At 24.0% G+C, this 18,843-nt stretch carries 13 protein-coding genes and 1 pseudogene; 8 read left to right on the forward strand and 6 right to left on the reverse strand.

Annotated elements, in window-relative coordinates; genetic code table 11:
* Positions 1-185: 185 nt before the first annotated feature.
* Positions 186-1,010 (forward strand): 16S rRNA (adenine(1518)-N(6)/adenine(1519)-N(6))-dimethyltransferase RsmA, encoded by an 825-nt coding sequence (rsmA, locus tag RJI84_RS00525; protein WP_343189179.1) that lies wholly within the window; start codon positions 186-188, stop codon positions 1,008-1,010.
* A gap of 50 nt (positions 1,011-1,060) precedes the next feature.
* The gene (locus RJI84_RS00530; protein WP_343189180.1) at positions 1,061-1,888 is read left to right on the forward strand and encodes a symmetrical bis(5'-nucleosyl)-tetraphosphatase; all 828 of its coding nucleotides are present in this window, start codon (positions 1,061-1,063) and stop codon (positions 1,886-1,888) included.
* 89 nt (positions 1,889-1,977) lie between these two features.
* Here RJI84_RS00530 and carB read toward each other — a convergent pair whose 3' ends face one another.
* The 4 genes from carB to ileS all read right to left on the reverse strand — a co-directional run bounded on the left by carB (position 1,978) and on the right by ileS (position 10,115).
* Positions 1,978-5,202 carry a carbamoyl-phosphate synthase large subunit gene (gene carB, locus RJI84_RS00535; protein WP_343189181.1) on the reverse strand — a complete coding sequence of 1,075 codons (3,225 nt, stop codon included), beginning with the start codon at positions 5,200-5,202 and terminating at the stop codon, positions 1,978-1,980.
* On the reverse strand, positions 5,193-6,350 hold the full coding sequence (gene carA, locus RJI84_RS00540; RefSeq protein ID WP_343189182.1) for a glutamine-hydrolyzing carbamoyl-phosphate synthase small subunit: 1,158 nt from the start codon (positions 6,348-6,350) through the stop codon (positions 5,193-5,195). The genes carB and carA overlap by 10 nt, the downstream gene beginning before the upstream one ends.
* The gene (dapB, locus tag RJI84_RS00545; protein WP_343189183.1) at positions 6,344-7,138 is read right to left on the reverse strand and encodes a 4-hydroxy-tetrahydrodipicolinate reductase; all 795 of its coding nucleotides are present in this window, start codon (positions 7,136-7,138) and stop codon (positions 6,344-6,346) included. The genes carA and dapB overlap by 7 nt, the downstream gene beginning before the upstream one ends.
* A 178-nt stretch (positions 7,139-7,316) precedes the next feature.
* Positions 7,317-10,115, reverse strand: a complete 2,799-nt coding sequence (gene ileS / locus RJI84_RS00550; RefSeq protein WP_343189184.1) for an isoleucine--tRNA ligase — start codon at positions 10,113-10,115, stop codon at positions 7,317-7,319.
* Positions 10,116-10,412: 297 nt separating this feature from the next.
* Between ileS and rpsT the strand changes: the two genes are divergently transcribed.
* Positions 10,413-10,685 (forward strand): 30S ribosomal protein S20, encoded by a 273-nt coding sequence (gene rpsT, locus RJI84_RS00555; protein ID WP_343189185.1) that lies wholly within the window; start codon positions 10,413-10,415, stop codon positions 10,683-10,685.
* A 90-nt stretch (positions 10,686-10,775) separates the two neighbouring features.
* Here the strand turns inward: rpsT and dnaJ are convergent, their stop codons facing one another.
* Positions 10,776-11,921, reverse strand: coding sequence for a molecular chaperone DnaJ (dnaJ, locus tag RJI84_RS00560; protein WP_343189186.1), 1,146 nt, complete (start codon positions 11,919-11,921; stop codon positions 10,776-10,778).
* Positions 11,922-12,026: 105 nt separating this feature from the next.
* Positions 12,027-13,934 carry a molecular chaperone DnaK gene (gene dnaK / locus RJI84_RS00565; RefSeq protein ID WP_343189187.1) on the reverse strand — a complete coding sequence of 636 codons (1,908 nt, stop codon included), beginning with the start codon at positions 13,932-13,934 and terminating at the stop codon, positions 12,027-12,029.
* A 221-nt stretch (positions 13,935-14,155) separates the two neighbouring features.
* On the opposite strand from dnaK, the gene ndhC reads away from it, so the two are divergent.
* The 5 genes and pseudogenes from ndhC to nuoF all read left to right on the forward strand — a co-directional run.
* Positions 14,156-14,515, forward strand: a complete 360-nt coding sequence (gene ndhC, locus RJI84_RS00570; protein WP_343189188.1) for an NADH-quinone oxidoreductase subunit A — start codon at positions 14,156-14,158, stop codon at positions 14,513-14,515.
* A 21-nt stretch (positions 14,516-14,536) separates the two neighbouring features.
* Positions 14,537-15,187, forward strand: coding sequence for an NADH-quinone oxidoreductase subunit B (locus RJI84_RS00575; protein WP_343189189.1), 651 nt, complete (start codon positions 14,537-14,539; stop codon positions 15,185-15,187).
* 11 nt (positions 15,188-15,198) lie between these two features.
* Positions 15,199-16,992, forward strand: coding sequence for an NADH-quinone oxidoreductase subunit C/D (gene nuoC / locus RJI84_RS00580; RefSeq protein WP_343189190.1), 1,794 nt, complete (start codon positions 15,199-15,201; stop codon positions 16,990-16,992).
* A gap of 34 nt (positions 16,993-17,026) precedes the next feature.
* Entirely contained in the window at positions 17,027-17,506 is a 480-nt protein-coding gene (gene nuoE, locus RJI84_RS00585; protein ID WP_343189191.1) for an NADH-quinone oxidoreductase subunit NuoE, read from the forward strand.
* Positions 17,503-18,774: pseudogene (gene nuoF, locus RJI84_RS00590) on the forward strand (NADH-quinone oxidoreductase subunit NuoF); the annotation flags it as partial. The gene nuoE and the pseudogene nuoF, both read left to right, overlap by 4 nt.
* Positions 18,775-18,843 lie beyond the last annotated feature (69 nt).

An 18,843-nucleotide genomic window follows, 5' to 3' on the forward strand; every position in this document is an offset into this window, starting at 1 on the left:
ATTTTTTTTATTATCGTAAATAAATAAATATATTAATTTATATAGTTATATTTTTTTTAAAAAATATTACTATTATACATACAATATTTTACTTTTTATAAATATAGAAACATTATTTTAATAATATCATGATTTTTTTTTGTATATTTAATTCTTTTATATGTTTTTTTTTATTAGGATCTATAATGAATAATTATTTATATAAATATTTTAAATTTAAAAAAAGATTTGGACAAAATTTCTTAATGGATAATAAAGTAATAAATAAAATTATTAATTTTATAAATCCTAAATTTGATGATAATATTTTTGAAATAGGTGCTGGATCTGGGTGTTTAACTAGAGCTTTATATAATTGTGTAGATAAGTTATCAGTTATAGAGATAGATAATGTTTTGTATAACTTTTTAAAAAAAATGTTTCTAAAAAAAAATGTTAATATTTTTAATGAAAATATATTAAAATTTGATTTTAAAAATTTTTTAAAGTATAATTATCCTATTAGAATTGTTGGTAATATACCATACAATATTTCTATACATATAATATTCTATTGTTTTAATTTTTTGCATAAAATACAAGATATGTATTTTATGGTACAGTATGATGTTGCAAAAAAAATGTCAGCGTTAGTAGGAACTAAATCATATGGTAAATTAAGTATATTTTTACAATACTATTGTAGTATAAAAATACTTTTTGATGTAGAAGCAAAATCATTTTTTCCCTCACCTAATGTTAATTCTTGTTTCATAAAATTATCTCCATTAAAAAGATCATTTAATAAATATTTGAATATAACGCATTTTAAATACATAGTTTCTAAAGCATTTTCTCAAAGAAGAAAAACTTTAAAGAACAGTTTGTCTAAAATATTTGATAAAAATGATTTTATAAAATTAAACATTGACTATTCGTTACGTGCACAAAATTTAAATATTATAGAATACTGTAAGTTGTCAAAATATTTTTCTAAAAATGCTTTTAATAAAAATTTATATATTAATTAAGTGTTTACTGATACAATAATAATTATATTTTTTTATTTTTTTAAATATACATGAGTATTTATTTTATTGGTGATATACATGGTTGTTTTAAACAATTAACAAATTTATTAAAAAAAGTTTCTTTTAACTATAATACAGACAAATTATGGGTTACAGGAGATTTAGTATCTAAAGGACCTGATTCAATAAAAGTTTTAAAATTTTTATATAATCATAAAAATTCTATAAAAATAGTATTAGGTAATCATGATTTAAACCTAATAAGGTCATTTTTTGAAATGATATTATATCCAAACAAGCTAAATGTTTTTAAAAAGTCTTACTATCATACTAAAGATTTTAAAGATATAATAGAATGGCTTAGAAAACAGCCTTTAGTAAGAGTTAGTTTAGAAAAAAAGTTCATCATTTCTCATGCTGGGATACCACCACATTGGGATATTAATTTATCTCAATTTTATTCTAAAAGTATAGAAAAAATATTGAGTTGTAATAATTATGAAAGAATTTTTAAAATACTTAATCTATCTAACGAAAATCAATGTAATTGGAATAAAAATTTAGAATATTATGATAAAATAAAATTTGCTATAAATAGTTTTACTAGAATGAGATATGTTATTAAAGATACTAATAATTTAGATTTAGAATATAAGAATTATCCTGCAGAAAAATATAAAAATAATTTAGTTCCATGGTTTTCAATCAAAAACAAACTTCCAGATAATTTTAATATAATTTTTGGTCATTGGTCTAATTTAAATGGTAAAGGAACGCCAAAAAATTTTTATGCGATGGATACTGGTTGTTGTTGGGGTAACAAGTTAACTTTATTAAGATGGAAAGATAAGAAAAAATTTTATGAGTATTTTAATTAATCATATGTCTTTTAACAGATTTCATATTGTAACTACACGAAAATTTTTTGTTAAAATATTATTATAACAAAAAATTTTCGGGATATTTATTATATTTTATATTTTATTTTTTTATGTAATTTTTGTAAAGAATTTATATGGTTAATAGGATTTTTATTTAATGCGTAAACTGTAGCATTAGATAATCTAATTGTAGTATCAAAATAAATATTATGTTTAATTGCAATTTTTATTATTTTTAAAAAAAAATCTTTATTATTTTTTTTATTATTAAGAGTATTTATTATATATCCAAATTTTTTTTCTGCAACATCGTGTAAAATGTTATGTTCATTTTTTTCTATTTTTAATATTAATGTTCTTATTTTATGTTTTTTTAAAAAATTATATATATTTTTTGTGGTATATATTGTATATCCTAATTTTTTTAATTTTTTAGATATGTTTATTATTTTTTTTTGTTCTGATTTTTTTATTAAAATACAAACTTTTTTTGTTCTATTTATGTTTGTATTATGTGATAGTATTATTTTAGAAAAAGCTTCTGAAAAATTGCGTCCTATCCCCATAATTTCTCCAGTAGATTTCATCTCAGGTCCAAGTATATAATCAGAGTCATAAAATTTATTAAATGGAAATATTGATTCTTTAATAGAGTAATATGGTGTTATTACTTCTTGTGTTATGTTTTGTTCTTTTAACGTAATACCGCACATAACTTTAGATGCAATTTTTGCTAATGGAATTCCTATAGACTTTGATATAAAAGGTATAGTTCTAGAAGCTCTAGGGTTAACTTCTAATATATATATTTTGTCATTTTTTATTGCAAATTGTATATTTATCATACCTTTAATTTTTAAATATATTGATAATTTTTTTGATTGTTTTACAAGTTTATTTTTTATATTTTTACTTATGGTATAAGTAGGAATTGTACAAGCAGAATCTCCTGAGTGAATACCTGCTTTTTCTATATGTTCTAAAATTCCGGCTATAAAAACAGTTTGTTTATCACATATTGCATCTACATCTATTTCTATAGCATTTTCTAAATAATGATCTAACAAAATTGGTTTTTTGTTATTTTTATTATAAATCTTTTTAAAATGATTTTTTAATTCTTTATCACTGTATACAATTTCCATATTTTTACCTCCTAAAACATAGGATGGTCTTATTATTATTGGATATCCAATTTTTTTAGATTTTAACAATGCTTGTTCTAAATTTGTTACTGTAGAATTTTTTGGTTGTTTTAAATTTAAGTGTTTTATTACTTTTTTAAATTCTTCTCTATTTTCTGTTTTATGAATACTTTGTATACTAGTACCTAAAATTTTTATTTTTTCTTGACTTAATTTTTTTGATAATTTTAATGGGGTTTGTCCTCCATATTGTATTAAAATTTTTATAGGTTTCTCGATGTTTATTATGTTTAATACATGTTCTATAGTGATGGGTTCAAAATATAATCTGTCAGATATATTGTAATCTGTAGATACAGTTTCTGGATTACAATTTATCATGATTGTTTCAAAGTTCATTTTTTTTAATTCTATAGCAGCATGTACACAGCAATAATCGAATTCTATTCCTTGACCTATTCTATTTGGACCGCTTCCTATTATTAAAACCTTATTTTTATTTTTAGTAGGATTCGATTCACATTCATCTTCCCATGTAGAATACATATATGAAGTTTTAGATGGAAATTCAGCCGAGCACATATCTATTCTTTTGTATACTGGATATAGTTTATTTTCATATCTAATTCTTCTTATTTCATCTTCTGTGGTTTTCATTAAATAAGCTATTCTAGAATCCGAAAAACCACTTTTTTTAATTAGTTTTAAAAATTTAATACTTATATTATCTTTATTTTTTTTAGATATTTTTTTTTCTAATTTAATTATTTCAAAAAATTGGTTTAAAAACCATTTGTCAATTTTAGTTAAATTAAATATTTTATTTAAATTATATCCTATTCGAATAGCGTCAGCTATATACAAAATTCTGTTTGGTCCAGCTGACCGTAATTCATATTCTATTTTTTTTTTATTTTTTATTTTGTTTATATTTGTAGAAAAACCATTTATTCCGCTTTCTAAACTACATAGACCTTTTTGTAAAGATTCTTTGAATGTTCTTCCTATCGACATAATTTCACCTACAGATTTCATCTGTGTAGTCAGCCTATCGTTACAATTTTGAAATTTTTCAAAGTTAAATTTAGGCATTTTTGTTACTATATAGTCTATTGAAGGTTCAAAAGATGCTGTTATATTATTTTTAGTAATATTATTTTCTAATTCATCTAAAGTATAACCAACTGATAATTTCGTAACTATTCTTGCTATTGGATAACCAGTAGCTTTTGATGCTAGAGCAGAAGATCTAGATACTCTAGGATTTACTTCGATTACTATTATTTTTCCATTTTCTGGATTTAGTGCAAATTGTACATTAGATCCTCCTGTTTTTATTCCTATTTTTTTTAATATAGAAATGGAGGAGTTTCTCATATATTGATATTCTTTGTCTGTTAATGTCTGAGCTGGAGCAATTGTTATAGAATCTCCAGTGTGTATTCCCATAGGGTCAATGTTTTCTATAGAGCATACTACTATACTATTATTATTTGAATCTTTTATAATTTCTATTTCAAACTCTTTCCATCCTATCAGAGATTCATCTATCTGTACTTGTGAAATCGGAGAGGATTCTAATGCTGACTTACATATTTTTTTGAATTCTTTAAAATTAGTTGCTATTCCACTTCCACTTCCTCCCATAGTAAATGATGATCTTACTATACATGGTAATCCTACTTCATTTAAAATTTTTTCAGCTGAATTTATACTATTTGCAATTTTAGATTTTGCTGTAGTTAAGTGTATTTCTTTCATAGCTTTTTTAAATAATTTTCTATTTTCAGATTTTTTTATTGCATCTATTGTAACTCCTATAATTTCCACTTTATATTTATATAATATTTTTTTTTCATATAGCTGCATTACGCAATTTAGAGCTGTTTGCCCCCCCATAGTAGGAAGTATAGCTTCTGGTTTTTCTCGTTTTATTATTTTTTCTATTATTTTCCAGTGTATTGGTTCTATATACGTTTCGTCTGCTATGTCCGGGTCTGTCATTATTGTTGCAGGATTAGAATTTATTAAAATTACTCTAAAACCTTCTTCTTTAAGTGCTTTACAGGATTGAGTACCTGAATAATCAAATTCACAAGCTTGGCCTATAACAATAGGGCCTGATCCTATTACTAAAATAGTTTTTATATCTTTTCTTATAGGCATTTTCGGTTTCTCTGCTTTTTATATTTTTCCATATTTTTTATGAAATATATTAATATTTTTTTTGAATCATGAGGGCCAGGACTGGCTTCTGGATGACCTTGAAAACCAAAAGCATTTCTTTTTTTTATTGATATTCCTTGGATAGTATTGTCTAATAAAGAAATGTGTGTAATTTTTATATTTTTTATTTTCTTTGTGTATAATACAGAAAAATTATGATTTTGTGACGTAATCATAATTTTGTTACTTGAAAATTCTTTAATAGGATGGTTTACTCCATGATGCCCAAATTTCATTTTTTTTATTTTCATCCCACTGGATAAAGCTAATAACTGATGTCCTAAACAAATTCCTAAAATTGGTATTTTTGTTTTTGATAAAATTGTACTTATTATTTTTACTTCTACAGAATATTTGTTAGGGTCGCCTGGACCGTTAGATAATAATATTCCATGAGGTTTATATTTTAAGATTTCTTGTAGTGTAGTACTGGGTGGAACAATTGTAATTTTACAATTATAATTTAATAATATATTTACTATGTTAAGTTTTATTCCATAATCATATACTATTAAATTTAACATATCATTTGTTTCTTTTTTTTTTATACTTTTTTTATTAGTATTATCCCAATCATGTATACTTTTATATTTTTTTTTTTTATTTTTTTTTGTCTTATAGTTTTGTTTAAAAATTGTTATTTTTTTTTCAGCTATTTTATAATTTTCTTTTTTATCTAAAAATATACATCCTATTTGTATCCCTATATTTCTTAATATTCTAGTTATTTTTCTAGTATCTATGTCAGATATAGCAATTATTCCTTTTTCTTCAATAAACTCTGTTAATTTTTTTTGGTGTTTGTAATGATTTGGAAAATTACAAATTTCTTTTAATATTAATCCGCTTAAGTGCACAGTATTAGATTCATTGTCTTCATAATTTATTCCTGTATTTCCTATATGTGGTGAAGTTAGTAATACTATTTGATTCAGATATGATGGATCTGTCATAATTTCTTGATATCCAGTCATTGCAGTATTGAATACTATTTCGCCTACACAAAAATTTCTTACACCAGATAATTTTCCTTTAAACATTTTTCCATTTTCTAACATTAAAACTGCTTTTTTACATGTTTTTACCATAATATATCTTCATTTTTGTTAACTACATTTTTCATACTAAACAATCCTTTTATTTTCTTAAAAGACCATATTGCAGATTGTATAGCTCCTTTCGCAAAAATAGATCTGTTTTTTGCTTTATGTGTAATTTTTAAAATTTCGTTTTTATTTGAAAACAATATTGTATGATTACCAATAACTTCTCCTTTTCTTTTTGATATAAAATTAATATTTTTATTATTTAAAACTTCTCTTTTTGTATTATATTTTCCAAATTTTTTGTTTATAATTCTTCCAATTTCAATAGCAGTTCCTGAAGGAGAATCTTGTTTATGTTTGTGATGTTTGTCTATTATTTTAATTTTTTTAAGTTTTATCTTATTTATTATATTTTCTAGTATTAAATATATTATATTAATTCCATGACTAAAATTTGCTGATTTTACTATACAAATTTTTTTAGCAGATTTTTTTATAAAACTTTCTTCAGAATCACTAAATCCTGTAGTTCCAATTATTATATTTTTTTTATGCTTTACACAATATTTCACATTTTTTATTGTATTTTTTGCTTCAGAAAAATCTATCATAATATCAAAATTTTTATAAGTATTTTTTAAAGATGTACATGTTAATATTGATTTATTTTTAGTTTCATTATTAGAAACATTTTTTTCTTTGTTGTTTTTTTTTCTAACTAATAATATTGATAGTTCTACATTATATATTTGTTTAATTTCTTTTAATATTACATGGCCCATTTTTCCTGTAGAACCAGACAATGCAATTTTTATTTTTTTATTTTTCATATTTTCTAAATATTTTAAATATTTTATATATTATTACATTTTTTTTATAAAATGTAGCATAATATAAATATTATTTTTATAAATTGTTTTAATCAATTTTTATTGATTTTTTTATTGATATAAAATTATATTTATTTGTTAAATTTTTTTATTAAATTTGTGTTTTTTAAGGAAAATATTATACAAAATTTCTTGTTTCTCCATATTTTGTCATATTTTTTATACATCTGTTACATATATTACTTTTTTTAACATTTTGTGTTTCTTTTATTTCAAATACATTCCAACATCTATTACACTTGTTTCCTAATGCTTTTGTAACTTTTATTTTTAGTTTTGTTTTTGTATTTTTATTACTTTTTTTTATTTCTACTTTCGAAACTATGAATATAAATTTTATTTCTTTTTTTAGTGTTCTAATTTCTTTTTCTATTTCGTCACTTACATATATTTTTAAGTTGCATTCTAAGGAACTTTTTACAATTTTTTTTTTAATAGATCTTTCTATTTCTCGATTTACTTGATTTTTTATGCATATTAACTTATCCCAATCTAATAAATTTAAATCTTTATTATATTCTGAAAAATTTTTTATGTACTCATGCCATGTTTGTGTAAATATATAGCTATCAGGTTTATTTTCAACAAAACTCCATACTTCGTGTGAAGTAAAAGGTAAAATAGGAGAGATCCATATTACTAATGATTTTAAAACATTAAACAATGCTGTTTGACAGCTTTTTCTTTCTAAACTACTTTTAGGAAGTGTATATAATCTATCCTTTACTATATCTAAATAAAAAGATCCTAATTCTATAATGCAAAATTTTGAAATAATATTAGTAACTTTATGAAATTTGTAATTTTTATAAAATTTTATTATTTTTTGCTGAATTGCATGTGTTTTTAATATAATCCATTTATCTATTAATATTAATTTCTTATAACTTATTGTTTCTTCTAATGGATTAAAATCATATAAATTAGACAATATGAATCTAATTGTATTTCTTATTTTTCTATATATATCTACTATATTTTTAACAACATCTTCTGACATGACTATCTCTTTAGAATAATCAGTAGAAGAAACCCATAATCGTAAAATGTCAGCTCCAAACTTTTTTATTATTTTGTCAGGTGATATAACGTTTCCTTTTGATTTAGACATTTTTTTACCGTGTTTATCTACTACAAATCCATGTGCTATTATATGTTTACACGGTGAAATATTTTGTGTAGCTACAAAAATTATCATAGAAGACATAAACCAACCTCTATATTGATCTGATCCTTCTATATACAAATCTGATTGTGAGTTAGATTTTAAATTATTATATATAGATTTTACATTTATAGATCCAGAATCAAACCATACATCTAATACATCTGTACTTTTAAAAAAGTTTTTGTTATCATCTTTTAAAAATTTTTTTTGGTTTATTTTACTCCAATATCCATAATCTAAGTTATATATTTTTTCTTGAATTTTTTTAATAAAATTTTTAGTATTAGTATGCATTTTATTAGTTTTTTTTTCTATAAAAATTGTTATAGGTACACCCCAATATCTTTGTCTAGAAATACACCAGTCTGGTCTTTCTGATAACATTTTGATCATTTTATTCCTTCCCCACGATGGACTCCATTTTACTTTTTTTATTTCCTTAATAATTTTTTTTCTTAATCCATGTTTATCTAATTTTATAAACCATTGAGGTCGTGAAATAAATATTATTGGATAGTTGTGTCTCCAACAAAATGGATATTTATGTATAATATTTTTTTTATATATTATCTTACTTTTTTCTTCTAGTATTTTTATAATAATTTTGTCAGAACAAAATATAGAAATATTATCTAATAATTTATGAATACCTTTTATATAACAACCATCTTTTTTAATGAAATTTAATGGCTTTATATTATATTTTTTGCTAGCTTCAAAATCTTCTAGTCCATGGTCTGGTGCTATGTGCACTATACCTGTCCCAACTTTTAAATTCACATGATTAGATAAAATAATAGGAACTTTTTTTTTAAAAAATGGATGACTACAATTTGTTAGTTCTAGCTTTTTTCCAATTACATTATTTATTATTTTATATTTTAATATTTTAAACTCTTCTAAAACATTTTTAGTTATTTTTTTTGCAATAATTAAATTGTTTTTTTTTGTTTCTATGAGATTATATTCTATATTTGGGTTTAAAGATATAGCTTGATTTGACGGTAAACTCCAAGGAGTTGTAGTCCAAATAGGAGCATAAATATTTTTTTTATTTTTTTGTTTAATTTTGAATAGTTGTTTAACTTTTTCTGTTTCTAGTATTTTAAACAATACAAAAATTGTATTACATCTTTTTTTTTTATAATTTAATTCAGCTTCAGCTAAAGAAGATTTACATTTTATACACCAATGTATAGGTTTGTATGCAGAATATATATATTTTTTTTCAATTATTTTTTTTAATTGGTTTATGACATTTCCTTGATTTTTTATATCCATAGTAAGATATGGATCGTTCCATTTCGTAAATATGCCTAATCTTATAAATTCTTTTTTTTGTTTTTTTATTTGTTTCAATACATATTTTTTACATTCATTTGTAAACTCTTTTCTTGATATTTTTTTTGATTGTTTTTTAAACTTTTCTTCAACTTTATGTTCAATTGGAAGACCATGACAATCCCATGCTGGCGTGTATAATGTATTAAAACCAGATAAATTTTTAGATTTTATTACAATATCCTTTAACACTTTGTTTAGTGCGTGTCCTATATGTATATTACCATTAGCATAAGGGGGTCCATCTTGTAATATAAATTTTTTTTTATTTATATTTTTTTTTTCTATTATTTTATATATATCAATATTTTCCCATTTTTTTAATATTTTAGGCTCATTTTGTGTTAAATTTGCTCTCATAGAAAATTTAGTTTTAGGTAAATTTAATGTTTTTTTATAATTTTTCATATTTTTTTATTTTATTTTATTTTGTTTGTTTGTAAAATTTTAATAATATTATTTTAAAATGTTTTTTGGTATATATTTATATATTGTATTTTACTATAAAATGTTACTATTTTTTTTAAATTTTTATATAAAATTAATTCTTTTATGTTATTATTTATTTGTATATAAAAATATTTTAATTTATATAAAGTAGTATTTGTATTAAAGTTTAAAACTATTTTAATAGTATAATTTAAAATATTAACTGAACTTTTATATTTACAATTGGTTTTATAAATTATATTTAATAAAAAAACTATGGCAAACATAAATTCTTCTAAAAAAGATAAAATAAAATCTATTTACCGTAGATTAAATAATGTAAGCAACAAATCTAAAATAAAAACCTTTTTTAAAAAAGTAAAATTTAGTTTAGAAAAAAAAGATTTAAACAATTGTTTAACTCATTTTAAAAGTTTTCAATCTATTGTAGATAGATGTGCTAACAAAGGAATTATACATAAAAATAGAGCTAAGAAGTATAAAAGTAATTTGGTAAAGTATATTAAAAATATACAATTGAAAAATTAAATAATTATAGAAAAGTTATAACATTAGAAACTATTATTTGAAGGTATTCGATAAATTGCCTCCTTATTTAAAAGTTAAGGAAGCAATATTTTATATTTTATATCTTCTTAAATTTTCAAAAAATTTTTTAACCTTATAAAAAAATCTCGCATATTTAGGGCTATTTTTATTTCCATTAGATTTATTTAAACTTTTTCCAAGCTCAAAGATTATTTTTTTTTGGTTATCGTTTAAGTTAACTGGTGTTTCAACTATTATTTTACATATTAAATCACCCAAACAATTATTGTTTATAGAAGTTACACCTTTTTCTCTTATTCTAAACAATTTTCCATATTGTGTTTCTTTAGGAATTTTTAACTTGATTTTTCCATTTAAAGTTGGAACTTCTATAGTTCCTCCTAAAGCTGCTGTAGAAAAATTTATCGGTATATTACAATATAAATTTGTTTTTTTTCTTTTAAAAATTTGATGTTTTTTTACTTTCACTATTACATATAAGTCTCCATTAGGAGAATTGTTTTTTCCTGCTTCTCCTTCAGAACTTAGTCTAATTTTATCTCCAGTGTTTATTCCAGGTGGTATTTTTACTAGAAGTTTTCTTATCGTGCTTATTCTTCCTTCTCCGTTACATTTGTAGCAAGGATCTTTTATATATTTTCCTTTTCCGTGGCACGTATAACAAGTTTGTTGTACAGTGAAAAATCCTTTTCTTACGTGTATTTGACCATTACCTTGACATGTATAACACTTATTATTGTCTAATATTTTTCTATTTCCAGTTCCTTTACAAAAGTTACATTTTTTTAATGTAGGAATTTTTATTTCTTTTTCTACTCCGTTAACTACATCTTCTAAATTTATTTCTAATTCATATTGTAAATCTGAACCTCTTTCTTCTCTATTGCCACCCCCATCTCCAAAAATGTCTCCAAAAACTTCTCCAAAAATATCTCCGAAATCATTTGTGTTTGAATAACTTCCATGAAAATTATTGTTTGAACTTGTTTGATCAAAAGCTTGATGTCCATATTTATCATATGCAGATCTCTTTTCTGAATTTGATAATATTTCATAGGCTTCTTTTACTTCTTTGAACTTTTCTTCATAACTTTTATTTCCCTGATTTCTATCAGGATGATATTTTATTGCTAATCTCTTGTAAGCTTTTTTTATTTCTATATCTGTTGCTGATTGAGAGATTCCTAAAATTTTATAGTAATCTTTTTTAGACACGCTTTAGCTTCCTAAATTTTAATATATAAAAATCACGGGTTCAGAAAAATCTGTCCCGTGTGAATTTTTATTGATTTTAAAAAACATTTTTATTAAATAAGTTTTTTATTTTTTAGAATTTTTTACTTCTTCAAACTCAGCATCTACTACATCATTTTCTTTTTTTTCTTTCTGTTTTTTCTTTGTGTTGCTAAAATTTGTATTATTATTAAATTTAATAATTTTAGAAGATATTTTTAGTACTAATTGTATATTTTCTTCTATCTCTTTTTTATTTTCTCCTTTTAATGATAAATCTAATGCTTGCAAAGATTTTTCTATTTTTTCTTTATTTTCTTTACTAATATTTTTTGAATGTTCTGCAAGTTGTTTTTTAGTACTGTGCGAAATTTGATCTCCATGGTTTCTTACTGCCATCAAATCTTCAAATTTTTTGTCATTTTCAGCATTTTTTTCAGCATCATGTATCATATCTTGTATTTCTGATTTACTTAGCCCTGATGATGCTTTAATAGTTATTTTTTGTTCTTTATTAGTATTTTTATCTTTTGCAGAAACATGTAAGATGCCATCTGCATCTATATCAAATGTGACTTCTATTTGAGGCATACCTCTTGGTGCAGGTTGTATTCCATCTAAATTAAATTGACCTAACGATTTATTGTTTATAGCTCTTTTTCTTTCTCCTTGTAACACATGTATAGTTACTGCTGATTGATTATCTTCAGCTGTAGAAAAAATTTGACTATGTTTAGTAGGAACAGTAGTATTTTTGTTTATAAGAGAAGTCATGACTCCCCCCATAGTTTCTATACCTAATGACAATGGTGTTACATCAAGCAATAAAACATCTTTTACTGCACCAGATAATACTCCTCCTTGCACAGCAGCTCCTACTGCCACAGCTTCGTCAGGATTTACATCTTTTCTAGGCTTTTTCCCAAAAAATTTTTCAACTTCTTTTTGTACCATTGGCATTCTGGTTTGTCCGCCAACTAAAATTATGTCGTGTATATCTTTTTTTGATAATTTTGCGTCTTTCAGTGCAATTTCTAAAGGTTTTATGGATCTTTTTATTAAGTCTTCTACTAATGATTCTAATTTGGTTCTAGTTAACTTTATGTTAAAATGTTTTGGACCATTAGAATCAGCAGTTATATAAGGTAAGTTTATATCAGTTTGTGTTAACGTGGACAATTCTATTTTCGATTTTTCAGAAGATTCTTTCAATCTTTGCATAGCTAATGGGTCTTGTCTAAGATCTATGCCTTGTTCTTTTTTAAACTCTTCTACTAAGTAATTTATTATTCTACTGTCAAAATCTTCTCCTCCTAAATGCGTGTCACCATTTGTAGATAATACTTCAAAAGTTTTTTCTTTGTCTACTTCATCTATTTCGATAATAGAAATATCAAAAGTTCCGCCTCCCAAATCATATACGGCTATAGTTCTATTTCCCTTATTTTTATCTAGCCCATAAGCTAAAGCTGCCGCAGTAGGTTCGTTTATTATTCTTTTCACTTCTAGTCCAGCAATTTTCCCTGCATCTTTTGTAGCTTGTCTTTGTGCATCATTAAAATACGCTGGAACAGTTATTACTGCTTGTTGTACTTTTTCTCCAATATATTCTTCAGCTGTTTTTTTCATTTTTTTAAGTATTTCAGCTGAAATTTGAGGAGGAGCTATTTTTTTATTTTTTACTTTTATCCAAGCGTCTCCATTTTTAGAGTTTATTATTTCATAAGGCATTATTTTTATATCTTTTTGTACTTCTTTATCTGTAAATTTTCTTCCTATTAGTCGTTTTATTGCAAATAATGTATTTTTAGGATTAGTTATTGCTTGTCTTTTAGCTGGTTGTCCTACTAATACTTCTCCTTCTTGTGTATACGCTATTATTGATGGTGTAGTTCTATCTCCTTCTGAATTTTCTAATACTTTGTTATTATTTCCATCTATTATAGCTACACAGGAATTTGTAGTTCCTAAATCTATACCTATTATTTTACTCATATTTTTCCTTTTTTATTTTGTTACTATAATAATATTAATACAGTTAAAATTTTTCTTATAATAATTATCATGGGGTCGTTTATTATATCAATCAAGTGCAAATATGTTAAAAAAATTGATTTTTCTAAGTATTTGTATCAATATAAAAAATAATTATTATATAATGATATTATTATTTTATTTTTTTATATATAAAATATTATTTTTTGTGTTAAGAAAATATGAAAATTTATTCTATTTTAGTTTGTTTTATATCTTCAGTAGTATTTTGTTTGTTAATATTGTTAATTAGTAATTTTTTAGGTAATAGAATTGCATCTAAAAATAAAAATTTGCCATTTGAGTCAGGAATATACTCTTATGAAAATTCTAGTTTAAAATCTTTTGTACAGTTTTATTTAATAGTGATCTTTTTTGTAGTTTTTGATGTAGAATCTTTATATTTATATACTTGGTCTATTAGTGTAAGACACACATTGTGGCCTGGTTTTTTTGAAGCTTTATGTTTTGTGTTCACTATGTTTCTAAGTTTATTTTATATAATTAGACTAAATATTTTTAATTTTAATAAAAGATATTAAAACTTTTTATAAGGATTTCATATGAAATATACTGTTACTAGAATAAATAATAGTGTGTCAAAAAAATATAGTAATTCTGATGTAAAAAATAGAGGTATAAAAAATATATTTTTTGGAAACTTAAAAAAAGTTTTAAACAAAATAGTGAATTGGGGAAGAAAAAATTCTATATGGCCTTATAATTTTGGTTTGTCTTGTTGCTATGTAGAGATGGCTACAAGTTTTACTTCTTTTCATGATGTTTCTAGATTTGGATCTGAAGTTATTAGAACTTCTCCTAGACAATCAGATTTAATGGTTATATCAGGAACTCCATTTATAAAAATGGCGCCAGTAATAAAATTGCTATATGATCAAATGTTAGAACCTAAATGGGTGATTTCTATGGGTGCATGCGCAAACTCGGGTGGTATGTATGATATATATTCGGTTGTACAAGGAGTAGACAAGATTATTCCAGTTGATGTTTATGTACCAGGTTGTCCGCCTAGACCTGAAGCATATATACATGCATTAAATTTATTACAAAAGTCTATATCAGCAGAAAAAAGACCATTATCATGGATTATGGATGAAAAAAAATATTATAAATTTGAAAGAAAGTCAGAGAAAATATTAAAAAGACATTCTAGAAACATAATTAAAAAATATAATAGTCCAGACACAATTTGACAATTAAAAAAATGAAAAAAAAAACAATATATCTTGAAAAACAGATAGGAATACATAACCTTAATGATGTTAATACTATTAAAAAAATTATTAAAATTTTTAATAATAAAATATTACATATACAAGACACGAAAATTGGATGTGATGTATTATGGATAAAAAAGAGTATTTTAAAGAATGTGTTATGGTTTTTAAAAAGTATTAAAAAACCATATATTTTTTTGTATGATCTACATGGTGTTGATGAGAGGGCCAGGATGTGCAAGGATGAATTGCCTAAGTCAGATTTTTCTGTTTTTTATCATTTGATTTCTATAGAAAGAAATAAGGATATATTAATAAAAGTTCCTCTTAAAAGTAATAATTTAAATATAAATAGTATTACTACAATTTTTAAAAATGCTAATTGGTATGAATGTGAAACATGGGAAATGTTCGGAATAAAATTTATTGGACATCCATTTTTGAGAAGAATAATTATGCCAAAAAATTGGGATGGATACCCTCTTAGAAAGGACTATTTAGCTAGAGCTACAGAAAGAGAAGAGTATAATTTAACAGATGATTTAGAAAATTTAGAAATGGAATCTTTAAAATTTAATCCTAAAGATTGGGGCATGAAAGATAACAAAAAAAATTGCAATTTTATGTTTTTGAATTTAGGTCCTAATCATCCTTCAGTACATGGTGTATTTAGAATAATATTAAAATTATATGGAGAACTAATCGTAGATTGCATTCCAGACATAGGATTTCACCATCGAGGTGCTGAAAAAATGTCTGAGCGTCAAACATGGCACAGTTATATACCTTACACTGATAGAGTAGAATATTTAGGAGGGTGTATAAATGAAATGCCTTATGTATTATCTGTAGAAAAACTTGCAAATATTGTTGTTTCTGAAAGAGTAAAAGTTATAAGAGTGATGTTATCAGAACTTTTTAGAATAAACAGTCATTTACTGTATATAGCTACTTTTATTCAAGATATTGGCGCAATGACTCCTATATTTTTGATATTTACAGATCGCCAGAAAATTTATAATGTTATAGAAGCTATTACTGGCTTAAGAATGCATCCTGCTTGGTTTAGAATAGGAGGATTGGCTAACGATTTGCCAAAAGGGTGGCATACACTTTTAAAGGAGTGTTTAGACTGGATTCCAAAAAGGTTAAATAAATATTACAAAATTGCCTTAAAAAACAGTATACTAATAAACAGATCTAGAAACATTGCTGTGTATAATAAAGATTCTGCATTAGAATGGGGTGTTACTGGTTCTGGATTGAGAGCTGCAGGTGTAAATTTTGATATAAGAAAGTCTAGACCATATTCTGGATATGAAAATTTTGATTTTAAAATACCTTTAGGGGAAGACAATAGCGATTGTTATACCAGGGTTATATTAAAATTTGAAGAAATTTTTCAAAGTTTGTCTATTTTAAACCAGTGTATGCATTATATGCCGGAAGGTCCTTTTAAATCAGATCATCCTTTAGCTACACCCCCAGCGAAGAATTTGGTTTTTTATAACATTGAAAATATGATATCACATTTTTTACAAGTTTCATGGGGTCCAATAATGCCTTGTAATGAATCGTTTCAAATGGTTGAAGGAACTAAAGGTGTAAATAGTTATTATATAATAAGTGATGGTAACAATATGAGCTACAGAACTAGAATAAGGACACCTAGTTTTGCTCATTTGCAACAAATACCTGAAGTTATAAAAGGGTATAGTATTCCAGACTTAATAGCATATTTAGGAAGTATAGATTTTGTAATGTCAGATGTAGATAGATAAAAACTTTTAAACTTTAATTAAATATTAATATTATATGAAAGAAAAAAATATTTTAAATAATAAAGAACAAAAATTTATTTTAACAGAGTTAAAAAAATATGAAGATCCAAATGCTGCTGTAGTAGAATGTTTAAAATATGTACAACAAAGATTAAAATGGATATCTTTAGATGTTATAAAAGAGGTTTCACAAATTGTTTCAGTTCCAGTTTCTAAAATAGAAAGCATTGCTACATTTTATAGTCAGATATTTAGACAGCCAGTTGGTAAAAATATTATAAAATATTGTGATGGAGTTGTATGTTATATAAATGGATATAAAAAAATAGAAAAAACTATGTCAAATTATTTAAAAATTACCCCAGGAAATACTACTAAAGATAAAAAGTTTACTTTAATACCTATATGTTGTTTAGGTAATTGTGATAATAGTCCAACTATTATGATTAATGAAAATTTATTTTCTAACGTAACAAACAGAAAAATTATTAATATATTAGAGAATTTGAGATGAAAAATTTTTTTTTTAAAACAGAGGAGACGCATCCTTTAACATGGAGAATAGTAGATTATAACAAGTCAATTTTTATTGAAGAATATGAAAGCAAAAGGGGGTATAGTGCTTTAAAATTTGCTTTAAAAAATCTTTCTCCTAATCAAGTGATTAATATAATAAAAGACTCTAAATTAAGAGGTAGAGGAGGGGCTGGATTTTTAACTGGTGATAAATGGAGTTTTATTTCCAAAAAAAATTTTTTAGAAAATAGATATTTATTGTGTAATGCTGATGAAATGGAACCTGGTACATATAAAGATAGGTTTCTCATGGAAAGATTGCCACATCTCTTACTAGAAGGGATTATATTGAGTGCATATGCTATACAAGCTTCTTGTAGCTATATATTTTTAAGGGAAGAATACACTCTGCCAAAAGAAGTTTTAGAAAAAGCTATATTGGAAGCTGAAAACAAAAATTATATAGGAAAAAATATATTGCATAGTGGATTTGATTTAAAAATTTTTATACATTCAGGAGCTGGTAGATACATTTGTGGAGAAGAAACAGCATTAATAAACTCTTTAGAAGGGAAAAGGCCTATTCCTAGAAATAAACCTCCATTTCCGTCTCAAAGCGGTTTATGGGAAAAACCAACTTGTGTCAATAATGTAGAAACTTTATCTAATATACCTTCTATAATAATAAATGGGTCCGGTTGGTATAAGAATATTTCCAACAATATTGATACAGGAACTAAATTAATGGGTTTTTCAGGCAAAGTTAAAAATCCAGGATTATGGGAGATGCCTTTTGGAATTACAGCTAGAGAAATATTAGAAGACTATGCTGGAGGTATGCAGGATGGATACCAGTTGAAGGCTTGGCTTCCAGGGGGAGCAGGTACTGGAATATTAACTAATACTCATATAGACATTTCTATGGATTTCAATAGTATAAGCTCTGTAGGAAGCAGATTAGGCACTGCAATTTCTATTGCTATAGATAATAAAATTAATATTGTATCACTATTATTAAATATAGAAACTTTTTTTTCTAGAGAATCTTGTGGATGGTGTACTCCTTGTAGGGAAGGTCTGCCTTGGTCTATAAAAATATTACGAGATTTAAAAAATAAAAATGGTAGACTAGGCGATATTGAAATATTAGAAGAAATATGTGAAAATTTAAGTCTAGGAAAAACGTTTTGTGCTTTTGCACCAGGTGCAATTAGTCCATTATATAATGCTATAAAATATTTTAGAGAAGAATTTGATTTAGGAATAAATTTATCTTTGCCTTCTCTTAATAAAAAATAATTTATATTAAATATAAAAATTTTAAAATTTATGAAC

This window comes from Buchnera aphidicola (Chaitoregma tattakana) (assembly GCF_039370165.1).
In the GTDB taxonomy this organism is placed as follows: domain Bacteria; phylum Pseudomonadota; class Gammaproteobacteria; order Enterobacterales; family Enterobacteriaceae; genus Buchnera_G; species Buchnera_G aphidicola_F.

What these genes read in the sequence shown, in the direction of transcription:
- rsmA (WP_343189179.1), top strand. Translation starts at nt 186, where the DNA reads ATGAATAATTATTTATATAAATATTTTAAATTTAAAAAAAGATTTGGA.
- RJI84_RS00530 (WP_343189180.1), top strand. Translation starts at nt 1,061, where the DNA reads ATGAGTATTTATTTTATTGGTGATATACATGGTTGTTTTAAACAATTA.
- carB (WP_343189181.1), bottom strand. Translation starts at nt 5,202, where the DNA reads ATGCCTATAAGAAAAGATATAAAAACTATTTTAGTAATAGGATCAGGC.
- carA (WP_343189182.1), bottom strand. Translation starts at nt 6,350, where the DNA reads ATGGTAAAAACATGTAAAAAAGCAGTTTTAATGTTAGAAAATGGAAAA.
- dapB (WP_343189183.1), bottom strand. Translation starts at nt 7,138, where the DNA reads ATGAAAAATAAAAAAATAAAAATTGCATTGTCTGGTTCTACAGGAAAA.
- ileS (WP_343189184.1), bottom strand. Translation starts at nt 10,115, where the DNA reads ATGAAAAATTATAAAAAAACATTAAATTTACCTAAAACTAAATTTTCT.
- rpsT (WP_343189185.1), top strand. Translation starts at nt 10,413, where the DNA reads ATGGCAAACATAAATTCTTCTAAAAAAGATAAAATAAAATCTATTTAC.
- dnaK (WP_343189187.1), bottom strand. Translation starts at nt 13,934, where the DNA reads ATGAGTAAAATAATAGGTATAGATTTAGGAACTACAAATTCCTGTGTA.
- ndhC (WP_343189188.1), top strand. Translation starts at nt 14,156, where the DNA reads ATGAAAATTTATTCTATTTTAGTTTGTTTTATATCTTCAGTAGTATTT.
- RJI84_RS00575 (WP_343189189.1), top strand. Translation starts at nt 14,537, where the DNA reads ATGAAATATACTGTTACTAGAATAAATAATAGTGTGTCAAAAAAATAT.
- nuoC (WP_343189190.1), top strand. Translation starts at nt 15,199, where the DNA reads ATGAAAAAAAAAACAATATATCTTGAAAAACAGATAGGAATACATAAC.
- nuoE (WP_343189191.1), top strand. Translation starts at nt 17,027, where the DNA reads ATGAAAGAAAAAAATATTTTAAATAATAAAGAACAAAAATTTATTTTA.